The 10,072-nt window shown below is 60.6% G+C and carries 11 protein-coding genes and 1 pseudogene; 8 read left to right on the forward strand and 4 right to left on the reverse strand.

The window, feature by feature from the left end; translation table 11 throughout:
* The 5 genes from ACOI1H_RS21200 to ACOI1H_RS21220 form a co-directional block, all read left to right on the forward strand.
* Positions 1–181 (forward strand): hypothetical protein (locus ACOI1H_RS21200; protein WP_422439970.1); only part of this gene is annotated, 181 nt, incomplete at its 5' end.
* A 9-nt stretch (positions 182–190) separates the two neighbouring features.
* Positions 191–361 carry a hypothetical protein gene (locus ACOI1H_RS21205; protein WP_422439972.1) on the forward strand — a complete coding sequence of 57 codons (171 nt, stop codon included), beginning with the start codon at positions 191–193 and terminating at the stop codon, positions 359–361.
* Positions 362–423: 62 nt separating this feature from the next.
* The gene (locus ACOI1H_RS21210) at positions 424–1,266 is read left to right on the forward strand and encodes a DMT family transporter (RefSeq protein ID WP_422439973.1); all 843 of its coding nucleotides are present in this window, start codon (positions 424–426) and stop codon (positions 1,264–1,266) included.
* An 8-nt stretch (positions 1,267–1,274) separates the two neighbouring features.
* Positions 1,275–2,033, forward strand: a complete 759-nt coding sequence (locus tag ACOI1H_RS21215) for a sulfite exporter TauE/SafE family protein (protein ID WP_422439974.1) — start codon at positions 1,275–1,277, stop codon at positions 2,031–2,033.
* A gap of 191 nt (positions 2,034–2,224) precedes the next feature.
* On the forward strand, positions 2,225–3,364 hold the full coding sequence (locus tag ACOI1H_RS21220; RefSeq protein ID WP_422439983.1) for an HPP family protein: 1,140 nt from the start codon (positions 2,225–2,227) through the stop codon (positions 3,362–3,364).
* Positions 3,365–3,629: 265 nt separating this feature from the next.
* Here ACOI1H_RS21220 and ACOI1H_RS21225 read toward each other — a convergent pair whose 3' ends face one another.
* The 4 genes and pseudogenes from ACOI1H_RS21225 to ACOI1H_RS21240 all read right to left on the reverse strand — a co-directional run bounded on the left by ACOI1H_RS21225 (position 3,630) and on the right by ACOI1H_RS21240 (position 7,553).
* A complete protein-coding gene (locus ACOI1H_RS21225; protein WP_422439975.1) occupies positions 3,630–4,481 on the reverse strand; it encodes a DUF6671 family protein in 852 nt (283 codons plus the stop codon).
* Positions 4,478–4,981, reverse strand: a pseudogene (locus ACOI1H_RS21230) (putative inorganic carbon transporter subunit DabA); the annotation flags it as partial. The gene ACOI1H_RS21225 and the pseudogene ACOI1H_RS21230, both read right to left, overlap by 4 nt.
* Complete coding sequence (locus tag ACOI1H_RS21235; protein ID WP_422439984.1) at positions 4,888–5,985, reverse strand: putative inorganic carbon transporter subunit DabA; 1,098 nt, start codon at positions 5,983–5,985, stop codon at positions 4,888–4,890. The pseudogene ACOI1H_RS21230 and the gene ACOI1H_RS21235, both read right to left, overlap by 94 nt.
* 8 nt (positions 5,986–5,993) lie before the next feature.
* Complete coding sequence (locus ACOI1H_RS21240) at positions 5,994–7,553, reverse strand: proton-conducting transporter membrane subunit (protein ID WP_422439977.1); 1,560 nt, start codon at positions 7,551–7,553, stop codon at positions 5,994–5,996.
* A 100-nt stretch (positions 7,554–7,653) separates the two neighbouring features.
* On the opposite strand from ACOI1H_RS21240, the gene ACOI1H_RS21245 reads away from it, so the two are divergent.
* The 3 genes from ACOI1H_RS21245 (at position 7,654) to ACOI1H_RS21255 (ending at position 9,853) form a co-directional block, all read left to right on the forward strand.
* Positions 7,654–8,514: a LysR family transcriptional regulator gene (locus tag ACOI1H_RS21245; protein ID WP_422439978.1), complete on the forward strand. Its 861-nt coding sequence runs from the start codon at positions 7,654–7,656 to the stop codon at positions 8,512–8,514.
* A 176-nt stretch (positions 8,515–8,690) separates the two neighbouring features.
* On the forward strand, positions 8,691–9,029 hold the full coding sequence (locus ACOI1H_RS21250; RefSeq protein ID WP_422439979.1) for a recombinase family protein: 339 nt from the start codon (positions 8,691–8,693) through the stop codon (positions 9,027–9,029).
* On the forward strand, positions 9,026–9,853 hold the full coding sequence (locus ACOI1H_RS21255) for a superoxide dismutase family protein (protein WP_422439981.1): 828 nt from the start codon (positions 9,026–9,028) through the stop codon (positions 9,851–9,853). The genes ACOI1H_RS21250 and ACOI1H_RS21255 overlap by 4 nt, the downstream gene beginning before the upstream one ends.
* Positions 9,854–10,072: the final 219 nt, after the last annotated feature.

Here is a 10,072-nt window from a genome sequence, read left to right on the forward strand (position 1 = left end):
CAGTCTGGTGGGTTTGATGGACAGGTGCGGAGTCCACTCGCCCGAAGCGGCCATTAACAAAGCCTCGGGTATGCGGAGTACCAATCCGAATTTTGACTGTAATGACCATCATTCTTTTGAATTACCAAGCCACTCCATCCGGTTCGCTGACATGATGGCAATGGGTATCTGCGCAGGTTAGAAGACTGCAATGACCTACATCGACATTATAATTATTTTGGATTCCGGTCTCTTGGCGGGCGCCATCAACGCTTTCGCGGGCGGCGTGACGAACTTTGCGTTCTCGGCACTCGTAGCGATCAGACTGCCTGCCGTGACCGCCAACGCGACAAGCGCAGTTTTCGCTACGCAAGTGTTTTAGGGTTGGGTGTCTTGCAAAAGTCTTCTTCTTTTGGTGTTGGTCTCGCTCTAGCGGGAGCGCTTGTGTTAACCCCGGACGCGCTTTTCATCCGCCTTTCCGGGATGTCCACATTCCAGATGCTGGGATGGAGAGGTCTTGGCCTCGGACTGATCTTCATTCTTGCATGGGTGCTGACAAGTCGCGACAGGCAGTCCGATTTTGCGATGCTCGGTAGCGGTGCCGCGATCGTTGTCATCGTATGCCAGGCGATTAACACGACGCTATTCCCCATGGGCATCGCGATTGCACCGGTTGCGACAGTCCTGCTGGGTGTCGCGACCGTGCCCGTCTGGTCAGCGCTTCTGGCACAATGGTTATACGGCGAGATCACATCACGCGTGACATGGATCGCCATCGGACTGGTGATCGCGGGCTTGACGGTGGCTGTGACAGACAAGGGTGAGGCCGCGCTTGACGCCAACGCGCTTGCAGGTGCGGCGTGCGGGCTTGGGGTTGCGTTCGCTCTGGCTCTGACGTTCGTGACCATGCGCCATCACGCCACCCTGCCGCTATTTCTCGTCATCGGATTGGGCTCACTGACGTCGGGGACCTCAGGCCTGCTTATCGTGGGACCGGCACAGATGACGGACGGTACGGTTTGGGCCATTCTCGTCTGCGCTCTTCTGATCCTGCCGTTGTCCTTTTTTGCACTTAACGAGGCGTCCCGCCACACGGCCGCGGCAAATGTGAGCTTGCTGCTGTTGCTGGAAACCGTTCTCGCACCACTCTGGGTGTGGCTTGGCACGGGCGAAGCGCCCTCGCGGCGCATGATGGCCGGTGGCGCGGTGGTCGTGGTGACTCTGGCGGTGTATGTCCTTGCGACGCGGCGCACTCAAAGCCGGACGCGTCGCAACCCCGCAGAATAGAAGAGATTATGACTTACGCCGATATCCTGCTCCTGTTCGGTTCCGGTCTTCTGGCAGGCGCTATTAATGCGCTTGCCGGGGGCGGTACGATCTTCACATTCTCCGCGCTCGTGGCGATCGGACTACCACCTGTGACGGCCAACGCCACGAGCGCGCTCTCCGTGCTGCCCGGCCAGATCGCGTCAACGACGGCCTACCGTCGCGAAATCGCGGCTGCGTTTCGCCGTCTTCTGCCCTTTTCGATCATCTCAGCAATAGGCGGCATCTTGGGTGGCCTGCTGCTGCTCAATACTGACGAAGGGGCGTTCCGGGCGTTAGTGCCATTCCTGATCCTGTTCGCCACGATCCTCTTCATGCTCGCGCCACGCATCGCGTCATTTGGCGAAGGACTGGCCGCGCGTCGTAAAAGCGATGCACCCGGTGCTCTTGCCACAGGTCTGCAAGGGCTGGTTGCGATTTACGGCGGTTATTTCGGCGCCGGTATGGGGATCATGATGCTGGCGTCTCTTTCACTTACCGAAGGCCGTGACTTTCATGCGCTGAATGCGGCGAAGAACTGGCTTGCCTGCATCATGCAAGGATTGGCGGTCGTGGTATTTATCGTCTCCGGGGCCATCGACTATCGCGCCGTTGCGGTAGTCGCGACCGCGAGCATTCTTGGAGGATGGGGCAGTGTGGTCGTCGGTCGTCTTGTGCCACAGCGCATGATCCGATGGTTTGTCATTGCTACGGGCCTGGGGCTCAGTTGCTGGTACTTCATCCGGTAGGCCGATGGCAGGTTGCAAGATGGCTGGGTGAATCCTGGAAGCGAACTTGACGATAGCGGTAGGATTAGCCGCGTCTTTCGAGGCAACACTGATGATGCGACAGAAGAGCGAAGGACCCTGTTGGGAAACGCTCGCTTGCGCGTGTCAGTACTATTGAACGTTCCTCAAATACCCCCGTGGAAGGCCATGATCTGATACATCTTCGCTCATTCGGTCCTGCCGTCGCTCACATCTCGCCTGTTGAAGCTTTTCGCGCGGGATTGGGGGCCTTCATTGGATTATCTCTCGCCGGAGCGTTCGTTCTGTCTCCGACCATCGATCTCGATCTCGGGCTTTACCTTGTCGCCCCGTTTGGGGCGTCTTCCGTGCTTTTGTTCGCTGTACCGAATAGTCCACTGGCCCAGCCGTGGTCCGCCATCGTCGGCAACGTGATTGCAGCCTTGGTCGCTGTCGCAGTGTGTAGGGTCGTCCATGACCCGATCCTGCGCATTGCCTTGGCGGTGGGCCTTGCGATCACGGCCACCAGTTTGTGTCGGGCTCTGCATCCCCCGGCCGGTGCCGTCGCGATGACCGCAGCTATGAGCCCCGATGCCGTCCGTGAACTCGGTTTCATGTTTGCCGTCATGCCCATCGGGATCGGCACACTCGTTCTGGTTCTGATCGCGATGGCCTACGGCCGCATGACGGGACGGCATTACCCGTTCAGGCAATTTGATGACCCCAACAGCCATGGCACTCAGGACCGGGAGCCGATGGAACGTCTGGGCCTATCCGAGGCAGAGCTCACAGATATCCTCGATCGCTACAAACAGTCCTTCAATCTCGGGGTAGAGGATTTGGCACGGTTGATAGGTGCCGCAGAAATGCAGGCCGCGGCTCACAAGTCGGGGCCTGCGACTGCCGCCGATATCATGTCAAGAAATCTCATTACGGTCCGGCCTGACACATCCTTTCCGGAAATTGCAGACCTGTTCCAGCGGCACCGATTCACAGCATTGCCCGTTGTGGGGGAGGCTGACAGGTTCTATGGCGTCATCTTTCAGATCCATCTGATTGACCGGGCGCGTGCAGATGGCCGCCGTCTGAACCGAAGTTTTGGTACAGCGATGACGCGCTTGCTGGATCGTCGACGCGAAGCACCCGTGCGGGCCGTAGACATCATGAGCGTCGGCGGTCCACGGGCGACGACGGCGACACCACTATCAGCGTTGCTTCCGCAAATGGCGGACGGCGCTGTAGATGCCGTCCCGGTTCTGGAACGTGGCCGTATCATTGGAATCGTGACGCGGACCGATCTGATCAGTGCCTTGGCGCGCAAAAGTCTGGCGTAAACGCATTGCGAGATGGTTCTTTGCGCAATGCAATAAAAAGCCTTTCGAAAGTTGCTGTCGGTGGGGAATAATGAACCGAGGTGCGCATTCCATCAAACGTGCGCTTGATGGACAGAAACAATCGATGGCCAAAACCTTGGTACCTTCCTGTTTCGGGATTGTCTCGTGGCCAAGTCAGAAGTGCTTCTGAGGAACGAAACAGCAGGCGATCAAACCTTCCAGCTCCTTGATCATTGAAGCCAATTTAAAGGCAATGTCGTCCTCACTATGGATTGCATCGCCCACATTGTGCGGGATCGGCCTCCGCAAGGCCATCCCCGCGGGGCCGCGGCGACAGGTGTTGACAGGCTGTACAGGACCAAATTTCAGTGACCACCAGTTCTGTCGGATGTCCGCAGCCAGCACAACGCAGTCCTTTCCGGGTTCCCGTCAGGCCAAAACCCACGGCGTCACACGCCGGACAGGTATTGGCGACGCGGTCCGCAAGCTTCTCAGCCAGTCTCCCCAAGGTCTCCATGCGCCGCGGGTTGTGGTGGGCTCGCATGTCGGTCTGGATCAAGATGGTGTCAGCAGCTGGGTATTTCGAAAGCGCGGTCAGGGCGGTGCAAAGATAATCTCTATCCTTGATTCCTTTGAAGATCTGGTCGCACTTATCTCTGTGCCGCAGAATGATAGCCTGTTGCGGGAACCCGATCCGGTCGAGGAAGTCGTCGAGTTCGGTTTGCGATCCGTAGGTAATGTGATCATAGACCGGACGCTCATCTAAAATGTGCTCGCGAACAACGCGTCCTGTGAGCGTGTCGAGAAGCACCGCAACTTCCAGGCCCGCGCCAATAAATGGCAGATGGGGATGCGGCCCGTACGCCCCCTCGTTGGCGAGGGCAAAAGCGAAATCGGTTTTCTTTGCACCAAGCCAGGCTTTGGCGATCGCCGTCTCCTCGATGGTGCCAAGGCGCGGCACGTCGCCGGTGAATGTGCCGAGGACATCGGTATTCAGACCCGCCGGCACGACGAGATCCAGTCCCAGACGCTTGGCAAGGACCGGACCGAACGCCCGCTCCTTGGTGTGCATCGTCGCCATGACGACTTTCTGACCGATGAGGTCTGACAGCTTCATGCGGCAGTTGGCATGGTGACAGGGTCAGTCACTCGATCCACCCAGCGGCTCTGCTCATAGCGTCGGCGCACTTGGCCCGACGCGTCGATTGTCAGGAGTGTCAGCCAACCTTTCTCGAACAGGGCCCGGACGTCAGGCTGGCGTGCAAGAACCTCGCTGATCATCTCTTCCGGCGCTTCAACCGCGACGACCAGTCGGCTGGGGACATGGCGGGCGGTCGTGCCGTCATGCACGGACTGCCATGGCAGCCCGGCCCTGAGCGCGCCGCCGTTCCCTTCCAGCACACCGATTCCGCCGACCACGTTGTGCAACAGCTTGTTGCCCGCGCCAAAGGTCTTGGGCGCGATGGAAGAGCCGTGATACTGCAGGGCGATCCAGCTGGCGACGACGACCGGGGCGCTGAGGATCAGGTCCAGTGTCGCGGCACCGTCGTCCTTGCGCCAGTCGTAGTCGTGCAGGAAGACATGGCCGCCAAGGTCACGCCCCAGGGTTCGGGACCGAGCGCGCGGCGGAACACCTCTGACCGCACGTCGATGCAGAATACAGCCTGAACGGCGGGTCGACCATCGCGCGCGGTGCTGTCCACATCCGCCAAAAGGTCCGCAAGACGACGCTCCGCACCTCTGTCGACGGCCTCTTGCAGGGCTGCGTCGATCAGGGTCGCCACGTCGGGTGCCACCGCGGCCGCAAAATCCGCCTGCCGGGATGTCCAGGCTGCCGCAAGCGTCGCGCCACCACGGTTCAGAAGGGCAACCTCCCAGATCAACCTGACGGTTAGCAGATCGAAGAGCGTGCCGTCGTGCCCGCCGTCACGCGCGGCGATCCAGCCGAAGTGACGGGCATACTGCGCCCAACCCGAGAGGGTCGTCAGCAGGCGATGGAAATACAGTGGTGCCGCCGCAGGCTTGAGCCCGAGGTCAGCGCAGGCCTGTGAAAACGCCGTCTGCGCATCCGTCGGCGTCGCCGCGACGTCGCCCGGAAAACCGGCTAGCCCGGCAAGGCCGGGTGTCAGGTCACGACTGGCAAAGGCCCGCCAGGATGTCCAGGCGCTGCCGTCCGGCGCTGGCCAGAAGGCCTGTCCCCGGTCGAAATGCCCAGCGGCCCACAGCCCGAACCTCTCCTCGATCAGGGCAGGCCAGTTGATGCCGGTCTGTGTCGCGGCAAGGTCAGCCACGCAAGGCAGGGGGGTGGCCGGTTCAACGCTTTCATCTGTGGCGTGGCGCAACGTCTTGGAATCGATCCCGAACGTTTCTGCCGCGGCAGTCAGATCCGCGGCCGAAACCTTGCCCGACTCGATCATCGCCGCGACGGTGTCCCGCGGCAGAAACATGCGACCTCCCCCGACGCGCATCATGCGCGCTGCGGCCACCGTCCGGTCCTCCCGGGATTGGCCAAGCCACGGATTGACCGCCACGGTTGCGGCTAGGGGAAAGGCCGGCGGCACCTGATCAATCGCGGCCTGTGCCGCGGCAAAGAGTTCAAGGGTCTGGCCCGGCCAGCTCATATGCGCATTCACAGGTTTGCATCCTGTTTGGGGGTCCAGCGACCGCTAAGGCGATCGACGACCGCATTGATGTAAAGGCCGTTCATCAAGTGCACGCGCAATCCCGCGACAGCGGGGTGTCCGGCCCAAAGCGGAAAGGTCGTCTGCGCGACAGCCGCGACGGCAAAACTTACGAGCGCCGTGACGATGATCGCCCAGATCAGGCCGTCAGGTTCGGGCGGCAGCGGTAACGTATGCAATGCCATCCATGTCGCCCCGTCCTGCAGGGCAAAGTAGGAGGCGGTTGCGGCAACCGACATGACGACCGTTCGCCATGTCAATGCCCGCGGCGCCGTGTCCGCAAGGCCCTGCGCGATCAGGTAGACAACGCCAAAGATCAGGATGGCACCAAGGGCGATGGCCTGTGGCGGCTTGGACAGGATCCCGAAGGCAAGACCGATCCCGACGTAAAGTGCCAAGGCGAGCGCGAAGGAACGGACGACTGCACCAAAACCCGGCACGGCCACCGGTCCCGGCCGCCGGATTCCCGCCACGTCCAGCACGGCCGCGCCGGACGAGAGGAATGCGTGCGCCTTGTAAAACAAATGCGCCACGATATGCAAAAGAGCGAGCGGGAACAGCGCGAGGCCGCATTGCAAGACCATGAACCCCATCTGAGCACAGGTGGACCATGCGAGGGCAGTCTTGACCGCAGGTTGCGTCAGCGACACCGCCGCCCCGACCAGGGCACTGAAACCACCGACAAGCGCCAGCACTGCAAGCACACCCGGGGCCTCGATTAGCACATCAGCGAAGCGGATAAGGAGAAATCCTCCCGCGTTCACGACACCCGCATGAAGCAAAGCGGAAACCGGCGTCGGCGCTTCCATGACTTCGGTCAGCCATCCATGTGTCGGCACGAGTGCGGACTTGAAAATCGCAGCGACCGCCAGCAGCAGGGCGGCCAGCCAAAGCGGCCCACTTCCCGCGCCCGCCCGTGCGGCGGCGTTGATCGTGGCAATATCCGCGGTTCCAAAGCCAGCTACAAGAATGGCACCGGCGCACACCAGTGCCGCACTTGCCACAAGCCCGCTCAGGGCCTTCTTGCGGGCGGCGCGGCGGGCCCGCGGCCGGTCAGGATAGAACAGAAGCAGGCGGTTCAACGCCATTGCGGTCGCCACCCAGCCGACCGCGAGCTGGAGGATGTTGCCTGCGGTCACGAGAAGCAGGACACAGGCAATGGTGGTTGCCATCCAGCCCATGAAGGCCGCTTGCCGCGCCTCACCATCAAGGGCCACGCGCGAGAACCGCAGAACGATCCACCCCACGAAGGCCACGGTCATCGCCATGGCAATGCTGACGATGTCGACGCGTGCCGACAGTCCGATGGACATGGCACCGATCAGTGGACTCGTCGCAGGGCCAGCCAGAGCCAGATTCAGTGCCGCAAGTGACACCATCCCCAGGGCGGCAAGCGACGCCAACTCGGGCACACGCAGGGACCATGCTCCGCGGGCAGGGGGGTAAAGCGCCATCAGCAGGGTGGCGATAGCGAATGGAAGCGGCGACACAAGGAGCAGGATCGTCATCGAAAACCTCACAGAAAATGGTCTCTTCCGGACGTATCGCGTCCTCTGGACATAAAAAAATACATTGTCTGGATGCAAACGTTCTGTTTTATAGAACGCCATGCGGCTCAACTATCACCATCTGCGCTACTTCGAAGAGGTGGCCCGCGAGGGGAACCTGACCCGCGCTGCGGAGCGGCTGAACCTGTCACAGTCAGCCCTGTCCACCCAGATCCGACAACTGGAAGACAGGTTGGGCCACCCCTTGTTCACCCGCACCAACCGGACGATGGTTCTGACAGAGGCGGGCCATATCGCCTTGGACCACGCCACGCGAATCTTTGGCGTCGGTGACGATCTGATCGCCACGCTGACACGCAGCGGCGGCACCATTGGCCCCTTGCGGGTGGGCGCACTGTCGACACTATCGCGCAATTTCCAGCTTCGGTTTCTGCGGCCCATCCTTGAGGAAGACACGGCCAACCTCATTCTGTCGTCGGGGAACAGCCAGACCCTGCTGCGTGCTCTGGAGGACCTTGCGCTTGACGTCGTCTTGTTGACCGATCCGCCGCCGCGAGAGTCGTTTCCCGACCTCGTCGCACACCGTCTCGCAGAGCAGCCTGTTGCGATCCACGGTACGGCGCGGCGTCTGTCTTATACAACCCTGAACGGCCTTCTGGCGGCAGAGCCGGTGATTTTGCCGACAGAAAGCTCTATCCGAACTGGGTTCGACAGTCTCGTCGCCCGCCTCGGCGTCACGCCCCGCATCGCAGCGATCGTCGACGATATGGCGATGGTACGACTTCTTGCTCGCGATGACGTGGGGCTGGCCATCACACCAGCCGTCGTCTTGGCTGATGAGTTGGCACAAGGACTGCTTGTCACGGCACCCTTTCCTCTCGACATCATAGAAAGCTTCTACGCTGTCACCGCAAACCGGACGTTTCCACATCCGCTGTTGGGCAGCTTGCTCGCGGATTGAAGCATTTGACCAGAAATTTCACCGTCCATCAGATGTGCGTTTGATGGACAAATTCGAAGGCAGGCCTAAAATGCCTTCGCAACGGGTAGTTGGACAGCTTGATTTTTGGACGGGTTTGCGGACAGATGGGTCTGTTGGAGACGCATCAGGGCTTCACCCAAGTCCGAAGGACGATCATGTCACTCATCGGATGCGCTCCTGTCTCGACAGCTGAACAAGATCTTGCCCTTCTGCTCGACGCTTTAAATACCGCCGGGACGTCCCGCATCTTCGAGGACCAAAGTATCTCAGGTGCCAAGACCGAGCGACCTGGGCTCACTGCCGCACTTTCCTTTTTGCGAGAAGGCGATACCCTCGGGCAGGAGATCCGGCATCGACTCGAACGTGCGATGCCTCAATGTGATCTGCCACCGACGATTACCTCTCCGCGGGTCTTAGCAAGGCAAGAGCAGGAGGAACTCGGCCCTTCACCTGGCGTTGGGTCAGTGAATTTAACCCGTAAGGACATCGTATGAAGTATCTGCCCCTGATTGCCGCGCTGACCTGCCTGCCAGCCGGTGCCTTCGCGGCGGCCCAGGCCGACATGACGCCGATGACCGCCACGGTTAACGGTGTTGATGGGTCTGCCAAGGGCACTGTGACCATCACCCCGACCGAATCCGGTGCCGCACTAATCAAGATCAACCTGTCCGGCCTGCCCGCTGGCGACCATGGGATCCATGTGCACGAGACCGGTGATTGTTCTGCCGCTGACTTCACCAGCGCCGGTGGTCACTTGGCCGACGGTAATGACCACGGCGTCATGGCGGCAAACGGCCCGCACCCAGGCGACATACCAAACATCACTGTGGCAGAGGACGGCACTGCTACAATGGAATTCTTCAACGCGTTGCTGACGCCGGAACTGATGGGTGACGAGGACGGGTCCGCCTTCATCGTCCACGCGGGAATCGACGATTACAGCAGCCAGCCTGCTGGCGATGCAGGCGACCGTATCGCCTGTGGTGTGTTCGCCGCCGGATCTGTCGAACCAATGCGGACCGAGACGCAGGACAGTCCGATGAATGAGGATTTAAATGTGGCAGCTGCGGACCCGGCAATCGGTGAAGAGATCTATAAGGATGTCTGCAAGAATTGCCATGGCCCGACGGCAAAAGGCATGGCTAGTTTCCCCAAGCTCTCGGATAAGTCCGCGGACGTGCTGGTTGAGCGGCTGGTGGCCTACCGGGCAGAAGAACGGATTGGATCAAATTCGCCGCTGATGTGGCCGATCGCCAAGGATCTGTCGGACGCAGAGATCGCCAGCCTCGCGGCCTATATCACGACCGCCTTCAAGTAGCCGGACCCGGCGTGCCAGACTGCCCTGTCCCGGCCGACCTCCGACACGTCCCACGGGGCGGTGGTTGGGTGACGTATGTGGCAGGACTTGTCATGGCCATTTCGCTTGCGGTGCCTTTTCAGAGGCCGATCCGAAACTGGTTGAGTGAATTCAGTAGGTTGTGATTCTGTTCGGTTGTAAAGCTGAACGGAGATCACAATGGCCTGGACCGAATTCACT

It is taken from the genome of Loktanella sp. DJP18 (assembly GCF_049310965.1).
In the GTDB taxonomy this organism is placed as follows: Bacteria; Pseudomonadota; Alphaproteobacteria; order Rhodobacterales; family Rhodobacteraceae; genus Loktanella.